The following is a 25,112-nucleotide window of genomic DNA, read 5'->3' as shown; positions in this document are numbered from 1 at the left end:
CGGACAGCACTTGTCCCCTTTTCTCCCGACTGTCCGCGCGCGGGTTCGGGTCTACGGTCTGTCCCGTGCGGCAACGACGCCGCACGATGACGAATCGAGCATCATGCAACGACGGATGAACCGGATCCTCGCGATCGCGTTGGGCATCGGTGTCGTGGGGGCACTGGCTCCGGCGATCTCGGCCCAGGCGGTCGCCACGAGCGACACCCCGGACTTCGGCAGCAACGTGAAGATCTACGACCCCACGGTGCCCGCGTCGACCATCCAGGCCGACGTCGACGCCGCCTTCGACAGCCAGCTCCGCAGCACGACCGCGCAGTTCGGCGCGCAGCGGCACGCCTTCCTGTTCAAGCCCGGCACCTACGGCCGGGTCTGGGCGAACCTCGGCTTCTACACGTCCGTCGCCGGCCTGGGGAAGAACCCGGACGACGTCACGATCAACGGCGCGGTGAACGTCGACTCCGGGTGGAACGCCGGTGACGAGAAGAACGCCACCCAGAACTTCTGGCGATCGGTGGAGAACGTGGCGATCGCGCCCGAGAGCGGCACGGACCGGTGGGCGGTGTCCCAGGCCGCCCCGATGCGACGGGTGCACGTCAAGGGCAACCTCACGATGGGGCCGTCGAACCAGGACGGCGGGCAGGGGTACTCGTCCGGCGGCTACATCGCCGACACGAAGGTGGACGGCACGGTGACCTCCGGGTCGCAGCAGCAGTGGTACACGCGGAACTCCGCGATCGGGTCGTGGCAGGGCGGCAACTGGAACATGACCTTCTCGGGGGTCCAGGGCGCCCCGGCGAACGACTTCTCGAAGAGCTACACGACGCTCGCCACGACGCCGATCACCCGTGAGAAGCCGTACCTGTACGTGGACTCGTCGAACAAGTACCACGTGTTCGTCCCGTCGCTCAAGCAGAACGCGAGCGGGGTCACGTGGCCGAACACCGCCGGTACCGACATCCCGATGCGCAACTTCTACGTCGCCCACCCCGGTGACTCGGCGGCCACGATCAACGCCGCACTGGCGCAGGGACTCAACCTGTTCTTCACGCCGGGCACGTACCAGCTCGACGCGGCGATCACCGTCACCCGGGCGGACACCGTCGTGACGGGCATCGGGTTCCCGACCCTGGTCCCGACCAGGGGCAACGCGGTCCTGACCTCGACGGACGTCGCCGGGGTGAACGTGTCGAACCTCGTCGTGGACGCCGGCACGCAGAACAGCGCGCAGCTCGTCCGCCTCGGCAGCTCCGGATCGCACGTCGACCACGCCGGTGACCCGCAGAGCATCCAGGACGTGTTCTTCCGCGTCGGCTCGAGTGTGCAGGGGAAGGCGACGACCACGCTGCAGGTGAACGCGGACGACACGCTCGTCGACCACGTCTGGGCCTGGCGTGCCGACCACGGCGGTGCCCCCACCGGTTGGACCGTCAACACCGGTGCGACCGGTGTGGAGGTGAACGGCAACGACGTCCTCGCGACCGGACTCTTCGTCGAGCACTACCAGAAGTACGAAGTGCTCTGGAACGGTGAGAACGGCAGGACGATCTTCTTCCAGAACGAGATGCCGTACGACGTGCCGGACAACGCCTCGTGGCGGAGCCCGACCGGCGCCGGCTACGCGGCGTACAAGGTGGCGTCGTCCGTGACGAAGCACGAGATCTGGGGCGGCGGCGTCTACGCCTTCTTCAACACGAACCCCGCGGTGCACGCGGACCGGGCGTTCGAGGTCCCCCAGACGGCCGGCGTCCGCGCCCATGGGCTCGTCACGGTCTCACTCGGCGACACCGGCACCATCTCGAGCATCATCAACGGCGTCGGGGGCGCCGTACCGACACCGGTGGGCAACACCGCACCGAACCGACTCGCCTCGTACAACTGATCGACGTCGGCGGGAGCGACCGCTCCTGATCGAACGACGGCCGACTGCTCCCACCCGAGCAGTCGGCCGTCGTGCTGTTGTCAGCTCCGCCGTCGCGCACCCGCAGATCGGGGCGGGTTCGCCCGGAGGTGCTCCGCCGCGCGGCCGAGGATCCGCGCGAGGGCGTCGACGTCGGCGTCCGACATCGACGCGAACAGCAGGGTGTGCAGCGCCTCGATGTGTCCGGGGAAGACCGTGGCGAGGACGTCGCGACCCGCCGTGGTGATCGTCACGACCGTGCTGCGTTCGTCGTCCGGTGAGGGCCCCCGGGTGACGAGCCCGCGCTGCTCGAGCAACTGCGCCTGGTAGGTCAGCCCGCTCCGGCTGTAGACGACCCCGTCGGCCAGGTCGGTCATCCGCTGCTGCCCGCCGGGTGCATCACCGAGGCGGGCGAGCACGTGGAACTGGACGTAGCTGAGTCCGCCGACGTCGCGGAGCTGCTGCTCGATGCCGTGGCGCAGCAGGCCGCTCACCTCGGTGAAGGCGAAGTAGGCCGCGAGCTGCGTCGGGGACACGGAGTTCGGCGCGTCGTTCATGGGATCCATCCTACCTGTTGCTTCGAGTTCGAAGCAGTGCTAACGTCGGCGTCAGTTGCTACGAACTCGAAGCAACCCGGCACCACACGACGAAGGGCACGATCATGAAGGCAGTACGGTTCCACGAGGTCGGCGGTCCCGAGGTCCTCCGCATCGAGGACGTCGAGACCCCCACTCCGGCAGCCGGGCAGGTGCGACTCCGCGTCGCCGCCTCGGCGTTCAGCGCAGCGGACAACGGCATGCGGGCAGGGTTCCTGCCCATCCCGACTGAGCTGCCGCACGTGCCCGGCTACGACGTCTCCGGCACGGTCGACGCGCTCGGCGACGACGTCGAGGGGCTCACCGTGGGCGACGCCGTCGTCGCGTTCCTGCCGATGGAGCGCGACGGCGGGGCGGCCGAGTACGTCGTCACGCCGGCCGATGCGGTGGTCGCCGCACCCACGAGCATCCCGCTGGCCGACGCGGCGGGACTGCCGTCGGTGGCGCTCACCGCCTGGCAGGCGCTGTTCGACGACGGGCAGCTCGAGGCGGGCCAGCGCGTGCTGGTCATGGGCGCAGGCGGCGTCGTCGGCAAGTACGCGATCCAGCTCGCCGTCCGCGCCGGGGTGCACGTCATCGCGACGGCCAGCCCGCGCAGCATCGACGCAGTCCGGGCGGCCGGAGCGGACGAGGTGATCGACCACACCACGACCGACGTCCACACCGCCGTGGCCGAACCCGTCGACGTGCTCCTCAACCTCGCCCCGATCGACCCGGAGGAGTTCACAGCACTCGTCGCGCTCGTGCGGGACGGCGGCGCGGTCGTCAGCACCACGGCGTTCATGGCCACGCCGGGCGACGAGTCCCGCGGGGTCCGCGCGGCGACGGTGTTCGTCCTGCGGAACCGTGCACGGCTGACCGAGCTGGTGTCCCTGGTCGACGCCGGGGCGCTCACCGTCGAGGTCACGCGGCGCATCACGCTCGACCAACTGCCCGCCCTGCACGCCGAGGCGAGCGAGGGACGCGTCACCGGCAAGGTCGTGGTCCTGGCCGAGTGAACCGCAGCACCGCCACCACCCGCAGCCACGCCGGATACGCTCGGCGCATGACGGACCAGGGGTGGCACGAGGACGTGCTCGGAACACCGTACGAGCGGCTCGAACTGCCGCTCGGCACCGACTCCGAGGGGCCCGTCGTCGCCACCCTGGTCCGCCGCCGGCACACCCCGACGGACATGCTGCTGCACGGTCGCGGGCCCCTGCACGGCGTCGACGTGCTGTACGTGCACGGCTGGTCGGACTACTTCTTCCAGGTCGAGCTCGCCGAACGGCTCGAACGACTCGGCGCCCGGTTCCACGCGCTCGACCTGCGGAAGTACGGTCGGAGCCTCCGGCCCCACCAGACGCCGGGCATGGTCGACGACCTGGCCGTGTACGACGAGGACATCGCCGCGGCCCTCGACGCCATCTCGGCCGAGCACCCCGGGTCGGACCGCCGCCGACTCGTCCCGATGGGCCACTCGACCGGCGGCCTGACCCTGTCACTCTGGGCGGCCCGGCACCCGGAGCTCGTGCACGGCCTGGTGCTGAACAGCCCGTGGCTCGAGTTCCAGGCGACCGCGGTGGGACGGGCGATCGTCGCACCGGTGATCAAGCTGGGCGCACGACGGAACCCCCTCGCGCCGATGCCCGCGGTCGATCCGGGCTTCTACACCCGGACCGTCTCCGCCGAGGGCGAGGGGTCGTGGACCTACGACCAGAAGTGGCGTCCGGAACGCGGCTTCCCGCTGCACCCGGGTTGGCTGGCCGCGGTGTTCGACGGGCAGGCGCAGGTCGAGAAGGGACTCGGCATCAGGGTTCCGACCCTGGTGATGCTGAGCGACAAGAGCATGCTCCAGCCGCGGTGGGACCCGGGGATGGCGCGGGCCGACGTCGCCCTGAACGTCGACACGGTGGCGCACCGTGCACTCTCGCTCGGCGAGGAGGTCACCGTCCGCCGACTCGCCGGCGCCCTGCACGACGTGGTCCTGTCCGCCCCGGACGTCCGGGAACGGGCGTACGACGCGATCGGGCGCTGGGCGACCACGCTCCGCTAGCCCCTCGAACGGTGCGTCGTCAGTCGTCCGTCCCCGCCAGCGCCGCACGGGTCGCCGCGGCGACGAGCGCATCCGACGGCTCCGCACCGGGAACGGCCCGGCTCGTCATCACCACGAGCACGATCGGTTCCCGCCCCGGTGGCGTCACGACCGCGATGTCGTTCCGGACCCCGTACGAGGCCGTCCCCGTCTTGTCCGCGACCTGCCACGAGGGGTCCACCCCGGCACGGATCGTCGCATCGCCGGTCGTGTTGCCGAGCATCGCGTCGCGGAGCACCCGCCGGTCGGCGGCGTCGAGGACGTCCCCGAGCAGCACGGTCCGGAGGTCCGCCGCGAACTGCTCCGGCGTCGTCGTGTCCCGTCGGTCACCCGGGGTCGCCTCGTTGAGGTCGGGTTCGACCCGGTCGACGCTCGTGGTCCGGTCACCGATGCCGCGCAACCACCGCTCGACGGCCTCCGGCCCACCGAGCCGCTCCACCAGCAGGTTCGCCGCGGTGTTGTCGCTGGAGCGGAGCGCAGCGTCGACGAGCTCGCGCACCGTCATCCCGGTGTCGACGTGCTCGCTCGTCACGGGTGCGTACTCGAGCAGGTCACCGCGGTCGTAGTGCACGACGGTCATCAGGTCGGCGTCGGACGAGGCGTCGAGGACCGCGGCCGCGATGAACACCTTGACCGTCGACGCGAACGCGAACCGCTCCCCCGCACGGTGCGCGATCGTCCGACCGCTCCCGGTGTCGATCGCGGCGACCCCGAGCCGTGCGTCGTACCGCCGCTCGAGCGCGCCGAAAGCCCGTGTGGTCGCAGCGTCGGACGTCGACACCGCAGAGCGGGTCGCTGCTGACGGCGCCGTCGCCGACCCACCAGTCCCTGCCGGAACCCCAGGCCCGCCACCGGACTCCCCCGAACACCCCACCAGCCCGATCAGCACCACGGTCGCAAGGGCTGCCGTCATCGTCTTCGTCCCGCGTCGCACGGCCCGATCCTGCCCGACGGCGGTGCAACGCCCCTGAGCGGCGCGGCGGGACGGGACCGCCCACCGGCTGACTGACGGTTCTGGTTCACGATCCTCGGGGTTCACGAACCGGAACCGTCAGCGCGCGGAGACGAACCGCCGTCCCCGCGCCCGTCACGTGGGCGGAAGGCGGACGGGAGGCCCGTGGCGGCGCCGCCACGGGCCTCCAGTCCGTCGGTCGGTCGCGTCTCAGGACCGCGACAGGCGCTCCACGGTGGCGTGCGCGCCGTCCGTGATGAGCCCGTCGAGGGCGTCGCGGTACGCGGCGACGAACCGCTCGTCGTCGACGAGGTCGCCGAAGACCTGGCGGTTCGCGATGAAGGCGAGCCGGTCCTCACGCTGGGTGAGTGCGATGCGGTGCAGGGGCTCGGCGAGCCGGTCGACGATCTCGATGGGTTCGCCGGACTCGTCGGTGCCCTCGTCGTAGCGGGCCCACGACGCGACGATGCCGGCGGACAGCGTGACGGGACGGTCGGCAGCCAGGTTCTCGCGCACGACGGGCAGCAGCCACTTCGGGATCCGGTCGCTCGACTCGGCGCAGAGACGGGCGAGGGTGTCGCGGACCTCGGGGTTCTGGAAGCGCTCGATGAGGGTGGCCTTGTAGTCCTCGAGGTCGATGCCGGGGACGGGGTGCAGCGTCGGTGATCCCTCTTCGTCCATGTAGCGGCGCAGGAAGGTCGCGATCGCCGGGTCCTGCGTGGCCTCGTGCGCGTAGCGGTACCCGGACAGGTACCCGAAGTAGCAGAGCCCCTGGTGGCTGGCGTTGAGGAGCCGGAGCTTCATGAGCTCGTACGGCTCGACGTCCTCCACGAGCTGGACGTCGGCGTCCTCGTAGGGCGGACGGCCGGCGGGGTGGTCGTCCTCGAGCACCCACTGGAAGAACGGTTCGGCGACGACGGGCCAGGCGTCGTCGATGCCGAGCTCGTCACGGACCCAGGCACGGTCCTCGTCGGCGGTCACCGGGGTGATGCGGTCGACCATCGAGTTCGGGAACGACACGTGCTCGTCCATCCAGCCCGCGAACGCGGGGTCCTGCAGACGGGCGTAGGCGGTGAACATCGACCGTGCGACGTGCCCGTTGCCCTGGATGTTGTCGCAGGACATCACGGTGAACGGGTCGAGGCCGCGGTCCCGTCGGCGGCGCAGCGCCTCGACGACCAGGCCGAACACGGTGCGGGGCGGGCCGTCGCCGCGCAGGTCGGCCGCGACGCCGGGCTCGTCGGCCACGAACTCGCCGGTGACGTGGTCGAAGTTGTAGCCGCCCTCGGTGATGGTCAGGCTGACGATCCTCGTGTCCGGGTGCGCCATCTTCTCGACGACGGCGTCGGGGTCGTCCACGGCGAGCAGGTACTCGACGATGCTGCCGACGACGCGGGACTCGCGGGTGCCGTCCGGGTGCTTGAGGACCAGCGTGTACAGGCCACCCTGCTCGGCCATCGCGGTCGCCATCCGACGGTCCTGCTCGAGCACGCCGACCCCGCAGATGCCGTACTCGCGGGCTTCGCCGCGCTGCAGGAGCCGGTCGATCACCATCGCCTGGTGTGCGCGGTGGAACCCGCCGACCCCGAAGTGGACGATGCCGGCGGTGACGCCGTCGCGGTCGTAGGTGGGCACGGCGACACCGCTCGTGGCGATCTCGTCGAGGGTCTCCGGGGACAGGCGGACGGGCATCGGGTACTCCTTCGTACGGCGGCGGTCGGGCGGCGGTGCCGCAGCGGTGCGGCAGCGGTGCGTCCGCCCAGTCTGGCACCCGCACCCCCCGACGGAACAGCGGTTCAGCACAGGCGTTCTGCACCGGGGGACGAACCTGGGGAAGCACCCAGCCTCGTTGCACCGAGTGCATCGATGCACCTAGTGTTCCTTCCCGTGACCATCGCGACCGATCGCCGTGCCGCCCTCAAGGCGAAGCACCGTGCGGCGATCCTGCAGGCGGCCCGCGACCTGATCGACGAGCGCGGCGGTCGCGACTTCAGCGTGGACGACCTGGCCGCCCGCGCCGACATCGCCCGGCGGACCGTGTTCAACCACTTCGCCTCCCTCGACGAGGTCCTGCTGGCCGTGTGCGAGCAGGAACTGTCCGTCATCATCGACCGGTTCCTCGCCGACATGGCCCGGACCCCGGTGGGCGACGGCAGCCGAGCGTCGATGTTCGACGAGCTCGAGTCAGCGGCCCGTGGCGCCGACCTGGCCCCGGCGATCGCCGGCATGTACCGGATCCTCGGCGACCCGGGCAAGGACGACCCGAAGGCCGCGGTCCTGACCCAGACGGCGTTCTCGCGCGTGACCGAACGGCTCCGGCACGAGGTCGCCCGGCGCTACCCGGCCGCCGACCCCCTCGACGCCGCCCTGCTCGTCGAGGGGCTCATGAGCGGCATCGTCGTCATCGCGGAGCACTGGCTGGCGACGTCGGGACCCTCCCTCGACCAGCCCGCCCTCGACGCGTGGGACGACCTGCTCGCACGACTCGTGCACAGCGTGCGCAGCGGCTACATGGCGAACGACTGACACTCCTCCTCCCCAAGGGGTCCACCGGCGCACCCCGCACCACCAGCACCTGACAACGAAAGGACCGCAGGCAACCGCATGGCCGGTCTCCTCTACCGTCTCGGACGGTTCTCCGCACGACGCCACTGGCTCGTCATCATCACCTGGGTCGTGATCATGGCCGTCGCGGGCGTCACGTACACGCTCTTCGCCGGCACGATCTCGTCGTCGATCACGATCCCGAACACCAAGACCAGTCAGGTGCAGGACCAGCTCGCCGACAAGTTCCCGTCGGCGAACGGCGGCAACGGCACGATCGTCTTCGAGACGAAGGACGGCAAGGCGTTCTCGTCCTCGCAGCAGTCCGAGATCGACGACTTCCTGACCAGCCTCGAGGAGCTCGACGGCGTCAAGGGCACGACGAGCGGCTTCGACACGCAGGAGCAGCTCGACGACCAGCGGCAGAAGATCGTCGACGGCCGCGAGCAGATCGAGTCCGGTCGCGCGAAGATCGAGACCGGCCAGGAGCAGCTCGACGCCCAGAAGGCGCAGCTCGAGTCCGGCAAGCAGAAGATCGCGGACGCCCAGGCGCAGCTCGACACGCAGAAGGCACAAGCGCAGGCAGCCGGTGACGCAGCACTCCCCGCCGCCCAGGCGCAGGCCGCGGCCGCCCAGCTCCAGCAGGCGCAGGCGCAGATCGACGCCCAGCAGGCCCAGATCGACGCCGGTGAGCAGCAGATCGCGGACGCCCAGAAGACGATCGACACGAACAAGCAGAAGCTCGACGACAACGAGCAGCAGCTCGAACAGGGCTCGGATCTGCTCGACCTGTCGAAGGACATCCGCTTCGTGTCGGACAACGGCAGCGCCGCGATCGGCACCGTGCAGTTCACGAAGTCGACCTACGAGGTGCCCGCGGACACCAAGACCGCGATCGCGGACGACGCCGAGTCGGCCGAGATCCAGGGCGTCAACGTGTACGTCTCGAACGACATCGCGCAGGGTGTCCCGTCGATCCTCGGCCCGGGTGAGATCGGCGGTGTCATCATCGCCGCGATCGTGCTGCTGCTGATGCTCCGCACGGTCATCGGCGCAGCGGTCCCGCTCGTCAGCGCCGTGCTCGGCGTCGGCGTCGCGTCGCTGACCGCGCTGTCGTTCTCGAGCGTCGTCGAGTTCATCTCGGTCACACCCGTGCTGGGGGTGATGCTGGGCCTGGCGGTCGGCATCGACTACTCGCTGTTCATCCTGAACCGGCACCGGACCCAGCTGAAGCAGGGCATGCAGGTGCACGAGTCGATCGGCCTCGCCAACGGCACCTCCGGCAACGCCGTGGTGTTCGCCGGTGCGACGGTCATCGTCGCGCTGCTCGCGCTGAACATCACCGGCATCCCGTTCCTCGGCCTGATGGGCACCGTCGGTGCGGTCGCGGTGCTCTTCGCGATCCTCATCGCGACGTCCTTCACCCCGGCTCTGCTGTCGCTCATCGGCATGCGGATCCTGCGGAGGAAGGAACGCGCGAAGATCGGCAACACCGACTCGACGCGGATCCCGAACAAGCCGATGTCGAGCTGGCGCGCGGTCATCACGCTCGTCCTGGGCGTCGCGGTGCTCGGCACCATCGCCCTGCCCGCGACCCAGATGCGCCTCGGCCTGCCGAGCGGGTCCTCCGAGGCCGTCGAGTCGAGCCAGTACAAGGCCTACAAGACGCTCGAGAAGGAGTTCGGCGCCGGTCAGAACGGTCCGCTGCTCGTCGTGGCGACCCTGCCGGAGTCGATCAGCAAGAGCGACGTCACCGCGACCGAGGTCACCATCGGCCAGGCGATCGCGAAGAACGACGACGTGGAGGCCGTGCTGCCCATCGGTGCCTCGAAGGACCGCGACATCATCGCGTTCCAGGTGAAGCCCTCTGGTGGCCCGGACAGCGTCTCCACCGAGAACGTCGTGAAGGACCTGCGCGTGCAGACCGTCTCCACCGACGACGGCCGGGCCACCCTCGGCGTCGCGGGCAACGCGTCGGCGAACATCGACGTGTCCGAGAAGCTGTCGAACGTCCTGCCGCTCTACCTCGTGGTGGTCGTCGGACTGTCGCTGATCATCCTGATCATCGTGTTCCGGTCGTTCCTCGTGCCGATCACCGCCACCGCCGGGTTCATCCTGTCCGTGCTGGCGTCGTTCGGTGGCCTGACCGCGATCTACCAGTTCGGCTGGCTCGGCTCGGTCTTCGGCGTGCACGACCCGGCACCGATCCTGAGCTTCCTGCCCATCATCGAGATCGGCATCCTGTTCGGTCTGGCGATGGACTACCAGCTGTTCCTGGTGTCCGGCATGCGTGAGGCCTACGCCCACGGCGCGAGCGCGAAGGTGGCCGTCCAACGCGGTCTGCACGCGGGTCGCGCGGTGGTCACGGCAGCGGCGATCATCATGATCTCGGTGTTCGCGGGCTTCATCTTCTCGGAGTCCTCGACCATCAAGCCGATCGGCTTCGGGCTGGCGTTCGGTGTGCTCATCGACGCCTTCGTCGTCCGCATGCTGCTCATCCCGTCGGCGATGCACCTGCTCGGCAAGAGCGCCTGGTGGTTCCCGAAGTGGCTCGACCGGATCGTGCCGGACGTCGACGTCGAGGGCGCGAAGCTCGAGCGCACCCACCCCGTCGCCGGCCACGAGGACACCCGCACCGGCACCCACGCGCTCCCCGTGGAGCCGGACGCGACCACGCACGACTCGGGGCACCCGCCCGCGCACCGCGCGTAGTCGACGCAACCAGCCTGGAGGCCCGGGCCGACCCACACGGGTCGGCCCGGGCCTCCAGGCCGTTGCGCCCACCGCCCCGACGCGACACTGTCGTCGTCGTACGACAGCGACATGGTCGCTCTCCCCCGCGCACGAGCGAGACCACGCCACTTCGTGCACGAACGAAGTACCCTGAACGCATGACCGAGACCGCACCGGACCCGCTCGCGCTCGACCGGCAGCTCTGCTTCGCGCTGGCGGCGACGAGCCGCAGCGTCATCGGGTTGTACCGCGACCTCCTCGAGCCGATGGGCCTGACGCACCCGCAGTACCTCGTGATGCTCGCCCTGTGGGAGCGGGACCCGCGGTCGGTGCGCGAGATCGCCGGCGAACTGCGGCTCGACTCCGCGACGTTGAGCCCACTGCTCAAGCGGCTGGAGACCTCCGGCTACGTCCGCCGCACCCGCAGCGCTGCCGACGAACGCCAGCTCGAGGTGTCCCTGACGACGGCGGGGCACGCCCTGCGCGACCGGGCACAGGCCGTCCCGCTGGCCGTCGCCGATCGTCTGGGGTGGCCGCTCGCCCGACTCGAGTCCCTGAAGGACGAGCTGACCGAGCTACTGGAGCGCGTCGACCGGGTGTGAACCGACGGCATCGGTGCCATAATTGTTCGTGCACGAACGAATCGAGAGGACAGACCCGTGGGACGCTTCGGCCAGTGGTACGAACGGTGGAACACGACGCTCATCAACAAGATGGGCCCCTCGCAGATCGGCGCCGGTCGACCCGAGGGCATCGACGACCGCACGGTCGATCGCGGATGCCCGATCTGCGGCAAGCCCCTGTCCCTGCACCAGGTGATCCGCCCCGAGGGCCAGGTGCGCTCGTCGACGCTGGTCTGCCCGCGCGACTGACGCGCCGCCTGAAGAACTCCTCCGAAGCGGAATTGCACCAGGCAACACGTCGTTCCCCCTGACGTGAAGCTCTTCGAACCCGCCACCATCGGCGCCCTGTCCCTGTCGAACCGCATCGTCATGGCCCCGCTCACGCGCACCCGCGCCGGCGAGCACGGTGTCCCGAACGACCTGCTCGTCGAGCACTACCGGCAGCGCGCCGGCCTCGGCATGATCATCACCGAGGGCACCTGGCCCGTGCAGGAGGGACGCTCCTACCCCGGGCAGCCCGGCATCGAGACCGACGAGCAGATCGCCGGCTGGCGTCGCGTGACCGACGCCGTGCACGCCGAGGGCGGCACCATCGTCATGCAGCTCATGCACGGCGGCCGGGTCTCGCACACCGACATCTCGCAGACCCCGCGCATCGTCGGCCCGTCCGCCATCGCCGCGCCCGGCCAGACGCACCTGGCCGACGGCTCGAAGGCCGACATGCCGGTGCCGCACGAGCTGACCACCGCCGAGGTGCAGGAAGCCGTGCAGGGCTTCGTGCGGGCCGCCCGCAACGCGATCGCCGCCGGGCTCGACGGCGTCGAGGTCCACGGCGCCAACGGCTACCTGGTCCACGAGTTCATGTCGCCGGTGTCCAACACCCGCACCGACCAGTACGGCGGCTCCCCCGAGAACCGTGCGCGCTTCGCGATCGAGGTCACCACGGCCATCGCCGAGGCCATCGGCGCCGAGCGCACCGGCATCCGCCTGTCGCCCGAGCACGGGATCCAGGGCGTCATCGAGGACGACGCCGACGACGTCCGCGCGACCTACACGGCAGTCGCCGAGGGCCTCGCGCCGCTCGGACTCGCCTTCGTCGACGTCCTGCACGCCGAGCCGACCGGCGAGCTGGTGCAGCACATCCGCCGCACCGCGGGCGCGCCCTTCATCGTGAACTCGGGCTTCTCCGCGCTCACCACCCGCGACGAGGCCATCGCCATCGTCGAGGGCGACCACGCCGACGCCGTCGCCGTGGGCCGCGCCGCGATCGCGAACCCGGACCTCGCGCACCGCTGGGAGCACGACACCGAGCTCAACGAGCCGCGTCCGGAGCTCTTCTACGGCGCGACCGCCGAGGGCTACACCGACTACCCGTCGCTGGCCGAGGCGCGCGCGACCGTCGCGTAGTCGAGGCACCACCTGACGGACGGGAGGCCCGTGGCGACACCGCCACGGGCCTCCCGTCCGCACCGGGGCCAGGTCGCAGACGTGCGCCGACGGTCAGTGGTCGAGGACCGACATCGACCCGACCACCGCGACGGCCAACGGCCCGCTGTAGGACACGCAGACGAGGCCCATCCACGCGGCCCCCGCCCACGTCGCTCGCAGACGGCTCTTCCGCCGGTCGCGGAGCACCAGGCGACGCCCCGCGGCGGCGATCGCGTCGGCGTGCCCGTCCTCGAGCAGCGATCGGTCGTCCTGGTACCGGGAGGCGGCGCGCACGATGCGCGGCACGACCTCGCCCAGGACTGCCTCGACCTGCATCCACGGCGCAGGGCGCGACCAGTCCGCGATCCCCGGCGCCGAGAAGACCAGCCGGTCGTCGACCATCTCGACGTTCCAGCCGGCCGCGTGGTCGACGAGCGCTGCCATCACGTCAGGGGTGAGGACGTACAGCGCGTCCTGGCCGTAGTCCTCCGGCGCCCAGACCCGGAAGTGCCGGTCGAAGTCGCCCTCCAGCGACATCCGTTGCCGGTGACGGAGCACCACCGGCAGGTCGCTGCGACGACCGTCGTTCGCCGTTGCGTCGAGGAGCAGGTGCGGCAACGGTCCGGGCAGCCGCACGGTCAGGTACGTCCAGTCCCGCGAGACCATCCAGCGCCGCTGGACGCAGCCGAACTCGACGTCCGGGACGCCGTCGATGTGCACGGGGGCGGTGCCGAACCGGGGGTGGACGCGGATGCCGGAGTAGCGCGGGGTGATCATCGAGTCGAGCGGCTTCGGACGGACCGGCCGCGCGGGGTACCCACTGGCCTCCCCCGTCAGCGCTGCCCGAGCCTCGTCCGGACGCAGGGGCCGAGGCCGTTCGCCCCGGACCAGGAGCACGACGAGCCCGACCACACCGGCGACGAGCACCACGAACCAAGCCACCCAGCGGACGACGTCACCGACACCCGCGCCGTTGTGGACGAGCCCGGTGCCCCAGACCACGAGCGCGGACGCGAGCCACGCGAGCGGGACCTCGATCGCCAGGAGCAGCGCGTTCCACCACCGCGGAGCCTGTCGCGGGCGGCGAATCCGCGGTCGTCGCGCCGTCTCCGCCGCGAACTCGTCGTCGGACGCGGTCAACCAGCGCAGGTCCATCGGCCCCCCTCTGGAGAAGGATCGTAGCGTCCGCGTCGAGAACGCCCGGCGGAGCCGTCCACGTCTCCTAGGATCGACGCAGTGAGTACTGCAACGCCGGGCGAGCGGGGCCCCGCGCACCGAGCGCGCGACAGGACGCGGTGGGACATCCAGGGCCTCCGCGCGTTCGCCGTCCTCGCGGTCGTCGTGTACCACCTGTGGCCGGGCGCGCTGCACGGCGGGTTCGTCGGGGTCGACGTCTTCTTCGTGATCTCCGGGTTCCTGATCACCGGGCTCCTGCTGCGGGAACAGCTCGCGACCGGCACGATCCGGCTCGGACGGTTCTGGTCGCGCCGGGCGAAACGGCTGCTGCCGGCCTCGTTCCTCACCATCGTCGTCACGGGCGTCGCGGTGCTCGTCGCCGTGCCGAGCGCGCTGTGGGGACAGTACGGGCGCGAACTGATCGCCTCCACGGTGTACCTGCAGAACTGGGAGCTCGCGGCGAACGCGGTCGACTACCTGGCCTCGTCGGACGCCCCCTCGCCGTTCCAGCACTTCTGGTCGCTGTCGGTCGAGGAGCAGTTCTACATCCTCCTGCCGCTCCTGCTGCTCGGCGTCGGGGCGCTCGCGCGCAGGCGGTTCACCCCGCTGGTGACGGCACGGATGCTGCTCGGCAGCGTCGTCGTGCTGTCACTCCTGTGGAGCATCGTGCAGACGGCCACGAACCCCGGCGTCGCGTACTTCTCCACCGGCACCCGTGCGTGGGAGTTCGCGCTCGGTGGCCTCGTCGCGACCGTCCGCCTGCCCGAGGTTCGCACCGAGGTCGCCCGGCGCGTGCGACTCGTCGCCACCGGCGTGGGTGTCGTGGCCCTCGCCCTGTCGCTCGTCGTGATCACCCCGGAGACGGCGTTCCCCGGGATCGCGGCACTGCTCCCGGTCGCCGGCGCGACCCTCGTGGTGCTGTTCGGTGCGGGCACCGAGTTCGAGGACGTCGGTGCGCTCCGGCCCGTCGCGTTCCTCGGCCGGATCTCGTACGCGCTGTACCTCTGGCACTGGCCGCTCGTCGTCATCCTGCCGATCATGCTGGGCCGCCCGCTCGACTGGGCGACGGGCACGGCGGTGCTCCTGGTCGCGGTCGGCCTGGCCACCGTGACGACGATCTGGTTCGAGGAGCCCGTCCGGTTCTCGACCTGGCTCCGCGACCTGCAGCCGCGCGGGGTCGTCTCGCTCACCGTGATCTGCAGCTTCACGGTCGTGACGCTCGGGGCCGCCACCCTGACCGCCGTGTACGTGCAGGAGGTCAACGCGACCACGGTCACGAAGCAGGTCACCGCCGAGCAGGAGGACGACGACGAGTCCTGCTTCGGCGCCGCCGCCCGGATCGGCTTCGACGAACCCTGCGTCGACCCCGAGCTCGCCGACGTCCGCGTACCCGCCCCCACCGTGGCGAAGGACGACGACGACAACCGCGCCGAGTGCTGGAGCGGAACGTTCCGCCCCTGCGTCCTCGGCAAGGAGACCGGGTGGTCCAAGCACCTCATCGTCGTCGGGGACTCGCACAGCAACGCACTGATCGGGGCGTACGAGAAGATCGCCGACGACAACGGCTGGCGGATCGACCTGGCCGGCACCGGCGGCTGTTACCTCACCACCGCGCAGCAGGACTCACTGAGCCCCTCGTCCATGCGCGGCTGCAACTCGTGGAAACACGCCGCCATCGACTACGTCCGCGAGCACCGTGACGCCGATGCGCTCGTCGTCACCCACTCCACCACGCAGATGCCCGTCAGCCTGCCGCCGGGGCCGGCGCGCGACACTGCCACCCGGAACGGCCTGGTCGATGCGTGGGAGCAGGCGGCCGGCGACGAGCTGCCCGTCATCGCGATCCGCGACAACCCGGTCCCGCGGCCCGACGTGGTCGCGTGTCTGAGCACGATGTCGGGGCCGACGACGGACGTCTGCGACCGGTCCCGCTCCGAGGCGCTCGGCCGGACCGACTCGTCCGTCGAGGCCGTCGCGGCCTTCCGCGCAGCCGGCGGTCGAGCGGCGTCGATCGACCTGAGCCGCTACTACTGCACCGACACCACCTGCCCGGCGGTCGTCGGGGGTGCCCTCGTGTACCGGGACAGCACGCACATCACGGCGACGTGGGCGTCGTCGCTCGAGCCGTACCTGGAGCGGGCGCTGCAGGACCGGTTGGCGGCGTTCGCGCGCTGAGCCCTCCGGTACAGCCCGCCTCACCCTGGACGCGTCGCCCGGACAGGGGAAGACTGGAACGGTCGGGTCCACGTCACCAGGGAGCGAGCATGCGTGAACACGTCCCCAGCCAGGTCAGCGACGCCGCGGTTCGCGACCTCGTCGATCGGCTCCGCCGCTACCGCGCGGTCACCCGGCCGGCGCTCGGCCACGACGGCGGCGTCGACGAGCAGCTGCTGACCGAGACGCTCCGGCACTGGGCGGACGACCACGACTGGCGCGCCCACGAACGCCGCATCGCCGGCTGGGGCTGGCAGGAGACCGAGCACACAGCCGTACCGATCCGCGCGGTCGTCCGTGCAGCCGATCGACCCGATGCGCCCGTGGTCCTGTTCCTGCACGGGTGGCCGGACTCGGTGCTGCGGTTCCAGCACGTGTTCCCCCTGGTGCCGGACCTGACGGTCGTCGCCCCGGCTCTGCCGGGCTTCCCCTTCGCCGCGCCGGTGGAACCCGGGGGCCTGTCAGCGGTCGCGATGGCCGACGCCGTCGCCGCCGCGATGGCCGAGTTCGGGTACGACCAGTACGTCGTCTCGGCCGGGGACGTCGGCTGCGACGTGGCAGAGGCGCTCGCTGCCCGGCACGGCTCACACGTCACCGCGCTCCACCTGACCGACCTGTCGCAGTACCACTTCCTGGTGGACCCGCCGACGGACCTCGACGACGAGGAGCGGGCCTACGTGGAACGTGGCCACGGGTGGCAGCAGCGTTCCGGCGGGTACATGCACGAGCAGTCCACCCGCCCGCACACCCTCGCGGTCGGTCTCGGCGACTCCCCCGCCGGGCTGGCGGCCTGGATCCTCGAGAAGCTCGTCGAGTGGACCGACGGGGACGGGGACGGCCGTGCCGGTGCGTTCCCCCTCGACGACGTGGTCACGTGGATCGCCGCGTACTGGTACACCGGCGCGATCGGGACGTCCTTCACCCCGTACGCCAGTCCAGCGGCCAAGGACTGGCCTCGGATCGAGGTCCCCACGGTGATGACGGTGTTCCCGGCGGACCTCGTCAACGCGCCCCGGCAGTTCGTCGAGCGGTTCTTCGCCGTCGTCGAGTGGATCGAGTTCCCCAGGGGCGGTCACTTCGCCGCATGGGAACGACCCGAACAGTACGTCGAGGGTGTCCGGCGAGCGGTCGCTGTCGCAGGGGACGACACGGACTGAGCGCTTCATCAGACGATCGTCTGCCGAATTGCAGGACCGTCCCAAGTTGAGGGACGAAGTTGCTCGGACCACACCGCGGCCATCAGCATCGCACAGCGCGATCGACGGCCAGCGGACGCTCGAGGCAACTGAAGGGGCACCCCCGTGCACATCTCGCGCCGAACTGCGCTCATCGGCATCACCGCCGCCGTCCCGCTCGTCACGACCGCGCTCGCGGCCCCGGCCGACGCCGCCACCCCCTCCGGCGCGGCCGGATCGACCGGTTCCTCCGGCTCCGCCGACCCGGGTGTGCTCGCCGTGCAGCGCTGGCTCAACACGACGTTCGGGCACCTGCACGGGTGGGTGCACGTCGACGAGGACGGGCTGACCGGCAGCGGGACCGTCCTCGGGATCGTGCAGGGCACCCAGTCGCTCCTCGGCATCTCCCCCGTCGTCGCGACGTTCGGGCCGACGACGCGTCGGAAGCTCGAGCAGCACGGCGACGTCGGCTCGGAGACCGGCGACGACGCCGCGACCTGGTGCCGGCTCGTCCAGGCAGGACTCGTCTGCAAGGGTTCGTCGGACGTCACGCTCACCGGTGAGTACGACGCGGCCACCGTGGCGGCCGTGCAGGCACTCCGGTCCGACCTGGGTGCCGAGCCCGGCGCACTCCCGCTGTCGGCCCACCTGTTCGGCGCCCTCCTGACCGTCGACCCGGTCCGCCTCGCCGACGGGGGGTCACGCGCCGTGCGGACGGTGCAGCAGTACCTCAACCGCACCTACGCCGAGGCGACCGGCGGCGCGTACGGCAGCACGAGCGGGCTCGTCGACACGAGCACGTACTCTGCGGCGATCCGCGCGGTGCAGGTCGCGGTGGGGGTCACGGTCGACGGCGCCTGGGGACCGGGGACGGCTGCCGCGCTCCGTGCCGCGGGACCGAGCGTCGTCGGGGTCGGGGCCACCGGCGCCTGGGTGTTGCTCGTCAAGGCACTCCTGGTGCTGAACGGCGAGCGCGTCGTGTTCAGCAGCACCTACTCGGCTGCGGACGCCGCGGTGGTCCGTGCCTTCCAGCAGTTCCAGGCGTTCCCGCCCGCCGAACAGACCGGGACGTGCGACGCCGGTACGTGGGCCGCCCTCGCCGCGAGCACGGGCGACCCGGACCGCGCCACCACCGGTACCGACACCGCGGTGCGCCTCGACGACGCCCGGGCGGCCGCCGTCCGTGCGTCCGGCGCCACCAGCGTCGGCCGGTACCTCACGAACCACCAGCGTTCCGGGGCACTCGACAAGGCCCTGACCCCCGACGAACTCCGCGTGATGGCGAACGCCGGGCTCGGGCTGTGGCCGATCTTCGAGGAGGGCGGGTTCGCCGCCTCGTGGTTCACCGAGGAGCAGGGTGTGCGTGACGCCCACCGCGCCCACGATGCCGCACGCCGACTCGGGATCCCGAAGCAGACCACCGTCTACTTCGCCGCCGACTTCGACGCGACCGCGGCGCAGGACGAGTCACTCGTGGTCCCGTACTTCCGTGGCGTCGCCACCGGCCTGCGGGACCGGGGGAACCTGTACAAGGCGGGCGTCTACGGATCCCGTGCCACGTGCACCGCGGTGAGCGGCGCCGGTCTCGCGCACTTCTCGTTCGTCGCCGGGATGTCGCCGGCATGGGCGGGCAACCAGCTCGAGCCGCTGCCGGGCAACTGGTCGCTCAACCAGATCCAGAACCGCACGGTCGGGTCGGGCAAGGGGTCCACCGAGATCGACGCCGTGGTGGACTCCGGGCGCGACCCCGGCGTCCCCGCGGCTCGGCTGGCCGACTGACCGGCTCCCGACCGGGATCGAGCACCGCCGTGACCACCACGACCCCGCGTGACGACGAGCCGCACGCCGCGTTCCCGCACCGTGCCACGTACGTCTTCTCGAACTTCGAGGAGGCGATCTCGATGGACTGCTACTGCGAGGAGGGCGCCGACCACTTCGGCGTCTACCCGTTCTACGACGAGGTCATCAAACCGATCATCCACGATCTGACCCGACGCGTCCGGCGCCGGTTCGGGAAGGAAACCCCGTGAACACCGCACACACCACCACCCCGAGTGCCGCCCGTCACCGGAACCGCCGGACCGCCGCGACGGCGCTGACCCTCGGGCTGCTCGCGGCGGGCATCGCGCTGCCGACCTCGGCGGCGAACGCCGACCCCCTGCCCACGTCCGCCGAACCGACGGGTTCCACGATGACCATCTCCCACGACGGCTCCCGTCCCGCGGCGTCGTCGGCACAGCTCGACACCATCGGCGCGTTGATCATCCGCCGGTTGGAACTCGCCGACCCGGTGGCCGAGTCGAAGTGGCTCAGCGGCAAGCCGGTCTCCGATCCGGTGCGCGAACAGGCCGTCGTGGACGAAGCCGTCGCCCTGGCCGACCGACAGGGTGTCGACCCCGTCCTGGTGAACCGGGTGATCCGCGCACAGATCGCCGCGAGCAAGGTCGTGCAGCGTGGCCTCATCAACCACTGGACGCACAACCCGTGGACCGCACCGACGACCGCGCCGGACCTGGCGACCGTCCGCCCCCAGCTCGACGCCATCGACACGGACCTGGTGACCGCGCTCGGCCAGGCGCAGACCGTCGCCCAGGACCACCGGTGCGCGCACCTGGTGGACGCGGAGCGGAAGCACCTCGACGTCGGACTCGACTCGTTGCACCGGAAGGGGATCGACGTGGCGTGGAACACGTTCTGCTCCGCCTGACCCGATCGACGGGACGGGCCGCCATCGTGAGCGGCCCTAGGATGTGGTGTTCACTGATCGCCCGGGTCCGGGCGAGGAAGGACACCGCGCCAGATGAACCAGCGGCAGCTCGCCATGGAGGCGTCTCGACGAGCCATCATCGACGCCGCGGGGCAGCAGTTCGCGGCCTTCGGCTACGAGGCGACCACGTTCTCCCGCGTCGCCCAGGCGATGGGCAAGCCGAAGTCGGCGATCGGGTACCACCTGTTCCCGTCGAAGAAGGACCTGGCGACGGCCGTCATCGAACTGCAGCAGCAGCGCTGGCGGGAACTCTTCGACGCGCTCCCGGCCGAGCCCGGTCTCGAGCGGCTCACGGTGTTCCTCCTGACGACCGGCATGGACGTCCGGAAGGGTTCGGTCGCCGGCGGTGCCGTCCGGCTCCTGCACGAACTCGGCAAGGCCGGCGTCCCGGTGCCGCGCGGCTTCGACTGGTTCGAGATGACGCGGGGCGAACTCGTCAGCGCCGGGGTCGCGACCGCTGACGTCGACGCAGCCGGGGTCCAGCCGTCCGTCCTGCTGCTCCTCAACACGACGCTGGGCATGGTGGACGGTTCCACGCAGCTGACCGACGACGAGCTCGTGGCCCAGCTCAAGGCCCTGTGGTCGCCGCTCTTCACCTCGTTCGGCATCGAGGGTGCCCCGGAGATCATCCAGGCGGCCAGGCCCTACACCCCGGGAGGATGACGACTCAGTCGTCCCCGCCCCACGTCGTGCTGTAGATCGCGGCGTACCAGCCGACCCCCGGCTCGTCCTCGGTCGACCCGATCGTGATCCACGAGGCACGCGTCGTCACGTACAGGTCCTCGTCGTGCCCGCAACGGATCTCACGCGACGCAACGGGCTCGCCCAACGCCGCGCGACCCGGTCCGGACCGGCCGTTCCAGACAGCCAGCGGCAACGACTCCCCGCCGCGGCACGTCACCGACACCCGGATCCGTCCTGGCCGTCCGTCCTCCCGCCCGCCGAACGACAACCGGTCCGTGGTGCGGCCGAGACCCACGCCGCTCCCCAGCTCGTCGGGCTGTCCCGCCCAGCGGTGCCGGACCTGCTCGGTCCACGAGTCCGACAGGACCTCGTCGTCGGACATCCGCGGGTGCGCCCCGGAACAGGCGGCGAGGACCAGAGCGACGAGGACCACCGCGGTCACCCCGGCGACGGAACGGCGGCGGAACGGACGGCGGCGGCGGGAACGAGCGATCATGGCAGACCCCATCCTGCCGGTCGATCAGCCGCCCCGCACCGTACAGTGCACCATGACCGAAACAGCGCCAGCGCACCAGTTGCTCCACCTCGGGGTGCTCGCCGACTCCCGGAAGGCCGACGAGCGTCGCCTCCCGATCCACCCGGCCCACTTCGACCGCATCGATCCGGACCTGCGCGCAGCGATGACGCTGGAGCGCGGGTACGGTCTCCGCTTCGGCGTGCCCGACGACCAGCTCGAACCCCTCGTCGGCGCGATGGCCGACCGTGACGAGGTGATCGCGACCGCCGACGTCGTCCTCCTGCCCAAACCCGTGCCGTCCGAGCTCGCGGACCTGCGCGACGGGCAGGTGCTCTGGGGGTGGCCGCACTGCGTGCAGGACCGGGAGCTCACGCAGCTCGCCGTCGACGAGCGCCTGACGCTGATCGCGTGGGAGGCCATGAACCACTGGCGCGACGACGGCGGGTTCGGCCTGCACGTGTTCCACAAGAACAACGAGCTCGCCGGCTACTGCTCGGTGATCCACGCACTGCAGCTCTGCGGGTCGACGGGCGACTACGGGCGACGGCTCACCGCGGTCGTCATCGGTTTCGGTGCGACCGCCCGCGGCGCGGTCACCGCCCTGAACGCGCACGGCATCCACGACGTCCGTGTCCTGACGAACCGGGACGTCGCCGCGGTCGGTTCCCCCATCCCCTCGGTCGACATCCTGCGCATCGGGCAGGACGACGGGCCGACGTCCGAGATGGTGGTGACCACCCCGGACGGGCCGGTCCCGCTCGCGCCGTACCTGGCCGAGAACGACATCGTGGTCAACTGCACCCTCCAGGACCCGAACGCGCCCCTCGTCTTCCTGCAGACCGAGGACCTCGCCGCCTTCCGGCCGGGGAGCCTCGTCATCGACGTCTCGATCGACGAGGGCATGGGGTTCAGCTGGGCGCGGGCCACGTCCTTCGCGGAGCCGATGATCACCGTCGGTGCCACCACCAACTACTACGCGGTCGACCACAGCCCGTCGCTGCTCTGGAACTCGTCGACGTGGGAGATCAGCGAGGCACTGCTGCCGTTCCTGCGGACGGTGATGTCCGGCCCCGGTGCCTGGGCGGGGTCCGAGACCATCCGTCGGGCGATCGAGATCGAGGACGGGCACATCCGCAACCCGGCGATCCTCGCGTTCCAGGGCCGCTCCGCCGAGTACCCGCACCGACCAGCGGATTGACTCGGGAACGACGAAGGGCCCCGGTGGATTCCACCGGGGCCCTTCCTCGTACTGTGCGCTCGAAGGGACTCGAACCCCCAACCTTCTGATCCGTAGTCAGATGCTCTATCCATTGAGCTACGAGCGCGTGGCCTTGCGGCCGTGGAAGACTCTACAACAGGTGCGGCCCGGGCGCCAATCGAGGCCGCCGCACCCTCACACTCGGCGTGTCGCGAGCGTCCGCCGCCGGCCGCGCCGTCACAGCCCCGCGGGCTCCTCGTCGAACACCTCGGCCAGGAACACCCGCAGCGCCTGCCACGACCGACGGTCGGCCCGTTCCTGGTACTGCGCACCGTGGTCCGGGGCGTCGGTGCCGGGCACCGCGAACGCGTGCATCGCGCCCGAGTACGTCACGACCTGCCAGTCGACCTCCGGCGCGGCCCGCATCTCGTCCTGCCACGCGTGCACCGCTTCGTCCGGCACGACGGGGTCGGCTCCCCCGGTGAGCACGAGCAGCTTCGCCCGGATGTCCGCGGCGTCCGAGGGGTCGTGCGCGATGAGTCCGCCGTGGAACGACACCGCACCGACGAGGTCGGCCCCGGTCCGCGCGAGTTCGAGCGCCGTCGAGCCACCGAAGCAGTAGCCCATCACGACGACGTGCGACGGGTCGACGTCGGGGTCGGCGAGCAGTCGCTCGAGCCCGGCGGTCGCACGGGCACGGAGCAACGGCAGGTCCTGGTAGAAGCCACCGGCCACCTGGGCCGCGGTGTCGTCACCGGGGCGGACGCCGGCTCCGTAGATGTCGGCACCGAACGCGACGTAGCCGAGCCGGGCGAGCATCGTCACCCGGGCCTCGACGTGCTCGTTGACGCCGTGCCAGTCGTGCACGACGAGGACGGCCGGACGACGGCCCGCGATCGCGGCGTCCTTCGCGAGCACGCCGAGCAGTTCGGTGCCCTCGTGGTCGTAGGAGACGTCGTCGACGCGGATGTCGGCGCCGGCGGGTTCGGGAACGGTCTGCAGGACGTCGTCGGTGGTGTTCACGTCGCCCGACGCTACGCCGCCCGTCGGGGTCAGCCCTCGACGTTGTCCCAGCCGTCCGGGCCGACCGACCCCGCGGCGTACTCGTCGAGCGGCGCCTTCCCCGCCTTCCACGCGTCGAGGAACGGTCCGACGACCTTCCAGCCCTGCACGGCGCTGTCACCGCGGACGGACAGCGTCGCGTCGCCTTCGAGCACGCCGGCCAGCACCTCGCCGTAGGCGCTGAGCCGCCCGGGGTTGAACGTCACCTCGAGGCTGGTGTGGTCGATCGTGTACGGGTCGCCGGCACCGTTGACGTTGAGTTCGAGCTGCATCTCGTCCGGGGCGATCCAGATGCGCAGCCGGTCGGGCAGCTCGGTGCCGGTGAGTCCCTCGGGCACGTGCGGGGAGTCCTTGAACGTGATGACGATCTCGCGGCGCTGCGCGGCGAGCGCCTTACCGGAGCGCAGGGTGAACGGGACGCCGGCCCAGCGCCAGTTCGCGATCTCCAGGGTGAGCTGGGCGAGGGTCTCGGTGCCGAGCGACGGGTCCACACCGTCCTCGTCGACGTACGACGGCAGCTGGCGGTCCGCGACGGCGCCGGCGGTGTACCGGGCGCGCCTGCCCGCGGTCACGACGTCGCCGCCCCACGGCCGGACGGCCCGCAGCACGAGCTCCTTCTGGGTGCGCAGGTCGTCGGCCTTGATCGAGGCGGGGGCCTCCATCGCGACGACGGCCATCACCTGCAACAGGTGGCTCTGGATCATGTCGGTGAGCGCGCCGGCCTTGTCGTAGTAGCGCGCCCGGCCCTCGAGCCCGAGGGTCTCGTCGTAGACGATGTCGACGCGCTCGACGTGCTGCGACGAGAGCAGGGGCTCGATGATGCGGTTCGCGAAGCGCAGCCCGAGCAGGTTGAGCACGGTGGAGCGGCCGAGGAAGTGGTCGACGCGGTGGATCCGCTCCTCGGGGATGAACGAGTGCAGCAGGTCGTTGAGGTGCGACGCGCTGTCCGCGTCGGTGCCGAACGGCTTCTCGAGCGCCAGGCGGGTGCCGGCGGGCAGGTCGAGGTGCGCGAGTTGCTCGCAGCTCTTCTCGGTGACCGCCGGGGGCAGCGCGAAGTAGATCGCCGGGTCGTGGTCGCACGCCGCGAGCAGCATCCGCAGGTCGTCCGGGTCCGTGACGTCGGCCTTCCGGTAGGTCGAGGCGTCGACGACGGCCTGCAACCGGTCGGGCAGCACCGCGGCACCGGACGCCCCCTCGTCCTCCTCGTTCTTCGACGCCTGCGCGTTCTCGAAGGACTCGCGCACCTGGGCCTTCCAGTCCGCGTCGGACAGGTCCTCCACCCCCGCCCCGACGAGCTGGATCTCCCAGTCGTCCTTCACCTGGAGCAGGGTGGCGAGGCCGGGCAGGAGCAGGCGCTTGGACAGGTCGCCACTGGCTCCGAGGATGAGCAGGCTGGTCTGGAGGCTCGACATGCACCAGACCGTACTCATCGGTCCCGGTGGACGGCCGGGCCGCTACGGTGGTGACAG

Annotated in this window: 22 protein-coding genes and 1 tRNA gene; 15 read left to right on the top strand and 8 right to left on the bottom strand. The window is 71.0% G+C overall.

The window, feature by feature from the left end; all coding sequences use genetic code 11:
* Positions 1-115: 115 nt before the first annotated feature.
* A complete protein-coding gene (locus tag KK087_RS01290; protein ID WP_214563948.1) occupies positions 116-1,882 on the top strand; it encodes a pectate lyase-like domain-containing protein in 1,767 nt (588 codons plus the stop codon).
* Between the two features lie 80 nt (positions 1,883-1,962).
* Here KK087_RS01290 and KK087_RS01285 read toward each other — a convergent pair whose 3' ends face one another.
* Positions 1,963-2,457, bottom strand: coding sequence for a MarR family winged helix-turn-helix transcriptional regulator (locus tag KK087_RS01285; protein WP_214563947.1), 495 nt, complete (start codon positions 2,455-2,457; stop codon positions 1,963-1,965).
* Positions 2,458-2,561: 104 nt separating this feature from the next.
* On the opposite strand from KK087_RS01285, the gene KK087_RS01280 reads away from it, so the two are divergent.
* Together KK087_RS01280 and KK087_RS01275 are read left to right on the top strand one after the other, a co-directional pair.
* On the top strand, positions 2,562-3,494 hold the full coding sequence (locus KK087_RS01280) for an NADP-dependent oxidoreductase (protein WP_214563946.1): 933 nt from the start codon (positions 2,562-2,564) through the stop codon (positions 3,492-3,494).
* A 47-nt stretch (positions 3,495-3,541) separates the two neighbouring features.
* Positions 3,542-4,531 carry an alpha/beta hydrolase gene (locus tag KK087_RS01275; protein WP_214531175.1) on the top strand — a complete coding sequence of 330 codons (990 nt, stop codon included), beginning with the start codon at positions 3,542-3,544 and terminating at the stop codon, positions 4,529-4,531.
* Positions 4,532-4,550: 19 nt separating this feature from the next.
* On the opposite strand, the gene bla is transcribed toward KK087_RS01275, so the two are convergent.
* Both bla and KK087_RS01265 read right to left on the bottom strand, forming a co-directional pair.
* Positions 4,551-5,351, bottom strand: a complete 801-nt coding sequence (gene bla / locus KK087_RS01270) for a class A beta-lactamase (protein WP_307859910.1) — start codon at positions 5,349-5,351, stop codon at positions 4,551-4,553.
* A gap of 381 nt (positions 5,352-5,732) precedes the next feature.
* A complete protein-coding gene (locus tag KK087_RS01265) occupies positions 5,733-7,214 on the bottom strand; it encodes a mannitol dehydrogenase family protein (protein ID WP_214563944.1) in 1,482 nt (493 codons plus the stop codon).
* A gap of 195 nt (positions 7,215-7,409) precedes the next feature.
* On the opposite strand from KK087_RS01265, the gene KK087_RS01260 reads away from it, so the two are divergent.
* The 5 genes from KK087_RS01260 to KK087_RS01240 all read left to right on the top strand — a co-directional run bounded on the left by KK087_RS01260 (position 7,410) and on the right by KK087_RS01240 (position 12,829).
* Entirely contained in the window at positions 7,410-8,048 is a 639-nt protein-coding gene (locus KK087_RS01260) for a TetR/AcrR family transcriptional regulator (RefSeq protein ID WP_214531169.1), read from the top strand.
* Positions 8,049-8,126: 78 nt separating this feature from the next.
* Positions 8,127-10,778 carry an MMPL family transporter gene (locus KK087_RS01255; RefSeq protein WP_214563943.1) on the top strand — a complete coding sequence of 884 codons (2,652 nt, stop codon included), beginning with the start codon at positions 8,127-8,129 and terminating at the stop codon, positions 10,776-10,778.
* A gap of 179 nt (positions 10,779-10,957) precedes the next feature.
* The gene (locus KK087_RS01250; protein WP_214531165.1) at positions 10,958-11,401 is read left to right on the top strand and encodes a MarR family winged helix-turn-helix transcriptional regulator; all 444 of its coding nucleotides are present in this window, start codon (positions 10,958-10,960) and stop codon (positions 11,399-11,401) included.
* A 57-nt stretch (positions 11,402-11,458) separates the two neighbouring features.
* Positions 11,459-11,671, top strand: coding sequence for a hypothetical protein (locus KK087_RS01245; RefSeq protein ID WP_214531163.1), 213 nt, complete (start codon positions 11,459-11,461; stop codon positions 11,669-11,671).
* A 63-nt stretch (positions 11,672-11,734) separates the two neighbouring features.
* On the top strand, positions 11,735-12,829 hold the full coding sequence (locus tag KK087_RS01240; RefSeq protein WP_214563942.1) for an alkene reductase: 1,095 nt from the start codon (positions 11,735-11,737) through the stop codon (positions 12,827-12,829).
* Between the two features lie 93 nt (positions 12,830-12,922).
* Here KK087_RS01240 and KK087_RS01235 read toward each other — a convergent pair whose 3' ends face one another.
* Entirely contained in the window at positions 12,923-14,005 is a 1,083-nt protein-coding gene (locus tag KK087_RS01235) for a DUF3137 domain-containing protein (protein WP_214563941.1), read from the bottom strand.
* An 81-nt stretch (positions 14,006-14,086) separates the two neighbouring features.
* Here KK087_RS01235 and KK087_RS17750 point away from each other — a divergent pair, with 81 nt between their 5' ends.
* From KK087_RS17750 to KK087_RS01205, 6 genes are all read left to right on the top strand, one after another.
* Positions 14,087-16,201: an acyltransferase family protein gene (locus KK087_RS17750; protein WP_214563940.1), complete on the top strand. Its 2,115-nt coding sequence runs from the start codon at positions 14,087-14,089 to the stop codon at positions 16,199-16,201.
* 89 nt (positions 16,202-16,290) lie between these two features.
* Positions 16,291-17,397: an alpha/beta fold hydrolase gene (locus KK087_RS01225; protein WP_214563939.1), complete on the top strand. Its 1,107-nt coding sequence runs from the start codon at positions 16,291-16,293 to the stop codon at positions 17,395-17,397.
* A gap of 144 nt (positions 17,398-17,541) precedes the next feature.
* Positions 17,542-19,194 (top strand): glycoside hydrolase domain-containing protein, encoded by a 1,653-nt coding sequence (locus KK087_RS17745; protein ID WP_214563938.1) that lies wholly within the window; start codon positions 17,542-17,544, stop codon positions 19,192-19,194.
* A gap of 29 nt (positions 19,195-19,223) precedes the next feature.
* On the top strand, positions 19,224-19,445 hold the full coding sequence (locus KK087_RS01215; protein WP_214531153.1) for a hypothetical protein: 222 nt from the start codon (positions 19,224-19,226) through the stop codon (positions 19,443-19,445).
* On the top strand, positions 19,442-20,122 hold the full coding sequence (gene aroQ / locus KK087_RS01210; RefSeq protein WP_307859908.1) for a gamma subclass chorismate mutase AroQ: 681 nt from the start codon (positions 19,442-19,444) through the stop codon (positions 20,120-20,122). The genes KK087_RS01215 and aroQ overlap by 4 nt, the downstream gene beginning before the upstream one ends.
* A 93-nt stretch (positions 20,123-20,215) precedes the next feature.
* Positions 20,216-20,845 carry a TetR/AcrR family transcriptional regulator gene (locus KK087_RS01205; RefSeq protein WP_214563937.1) on the top strand — a complete coding sequence of 210 codons (630 nt, stop codon included), beginning with the start codon at positions 20,216-20,218 and terminating at the stop codon, positions 20,843-20,845.
* 4 nt (positions 20,846-20,849) lie between these two features.
* Here KK087_RS01205 and KK087_RS01200 read toward each other — a convergent pair whose 3' ends face one another.
* Complete coding sequence (locus KK087_RS01200) at positions 20,850-21,362, bottom strand: hypothetical protein (RefSeq protein ID WP_214563936.1); 513 nt, start codon at positions 21,360-21,362, stop codon at positions 20,850-20,852.
* Between the two features lie 52 nt (positions 21,363-21,414).
* On the opposite strand from KK087_RS01200, the gene KK087_RS01195 reads away from it, so the two are divergent.
* Positions 21,415-22,581 (top strand): N(5)-(carboxyethyl)ornithine synthase, encoded by a 1,167-nt coding sequence (locus tag KK087_RS01195; protein ID WP_214563935.1) that lies wholly within the window; start codon positions 21,415-21,417, stop codon positions 22,579-22,581.
* A gap of 54 nt (positions 22,582-22,635) precedes the next feature.
* Here the strand turns inward: KK087_RS01195 and KK087_RS01190 are convergent.
* The 3 genes from KK087_RS01190 to KK087_RS01180 form a co-directional block, all read right to left on the bottom strand.
* Positions 22,636-22,708, bottom strand: a tRNA-Arg gene (locus tag KK087_RS01190).
* Positions 22,709-22,818: 110 nt separating this feature from the next.
* Complete coding sequence (locus KK087_RS01185) at positions 22,819-23,604, bottom strand: dienelactone hydrolase family protein (RefSeq protein WP_214563934.1); 786 nt, start codon at positions 23,602-23,604, stop codon at positions 22,819-22,821.
* A 29-nt stretch (positions 23,605-23,633) separates the two neighbouring features.
* A complete protein-coding gene (locus KK087_RS01180; RefSeq protein ID WP_214544011.1) occupies positions 23,634-25,055 on the bottom strand; it encodes a glucose-6-phosphate dehydrogenase in 1,422 nt (473 codons plus the stop codon).
* Positions 25,056-25,112 lie beyond the last annotated feature (57 nt).

This window comes from Curtobacterium aurantiacum (assembly GCF_018598555.1).
Classification (GTDB): domain Bacteria; phylum Actinomycetota; class Actinomycetes; order Actinomycetales; family Microbacteriaceae; genus Curtobacterium; species Curtobacterium aurantiacum.
This window is presented reverse-complemented; position numbering and strand designations above follow the sequence as displayed.

Bases quoted from the DNA above. Each gene is read 5' to 3' on its own strand.
- KK087_RS01290 (WP_214563948.1), top strand. From the start codon at position 116: ATGAACCGGATCCTCGCGATCGCGTTGGGCATCGGTGTCGTGGGGGCA.
- KK087_RS01285 (WP_214563947.1), bottom strand. From the start codon at position 2,457: ATGAACGACGCGCCGAACTCCGTGTCCCCGACGCAGCTCGCGGCCTAC.
- KK087_RS01280 (WP_214563946.1), top strand. From the start codon at position 2,562: ATGAAGGCAGTACGGTTCCACGAGGTCGGCGGTCCCGAGGTCCTCCGC.
- KK087_RS01275 (WP_214531175.1), top strand. From the start codon at position 3,542: ATGACGGACCAGGGGTGGCACGAGGACGTGCTCGGAACACCGTACGAG.
- KK087_RS01265 (WP_214563944.1), bottom strand. From the start codon at position 7,214: ATGCCCGTCCGCCTGTCCCCGGAGACCCTCGACGAGATCGCCACGAGC.
- KK087_RS01255 (WP_214563943.1), top strand. From the start codon at position 8,127: ATGGCCGGTCTCCTCTACCGTCTCGGACGGTTCTCCGCACGACGCCAC.
- KK087_RS01250 (WP_214531165.1), top strand. From the start codon at position 10,958: ATGACCGAGACCGCACCGGACCCGCTCGCGCTCGACCGGCAGCTCTGC.
- KK087_RS01235 (WP_214563941.1), bottom strand. From the start codon at position 14,005: ATGGACCTGCGCTGGTTGACCGCGTCCGACGACGAGTTCGCGGCGGAG.
- KK087_RS01225 (WP_214563939.1), top strand. From the start codon at position 16,291: ATGCGTGAACACGTCCCCAGCCAGGTCAGCGACGCCGCGGTTCGCGAC.
- KK087_RS01205 (WP_214563937.1), top strand. From the start codon at position 20,216: ATGAACCAGCGGCAGCTCGCCATGGAGGCGTCTCGACGAGCCATCATC.
- KK087_RS01200 (WP_214563936.1), bottom strand. From the start codon at position 21,362: ATGATCGCTCGTTCCCGCCGCCGCCGTCCGTTCCGCCGCCGTTCCGTC.
- KK087_RS01195 (WP_214563935.1), top strand. From the start codon at position 21,415: ATGACCGAAACAGCGCCAGCGCACCAGTTGCTCCACCTCGGGGTGCTC.
- KK087_RS01180 (WP_214544011.1), bottom strand. From the start codon at position 25,055: ATGTCGAGCCTCCAGACCAGCCTGCTCATCCTCGGAGCCAGTGGCGAC.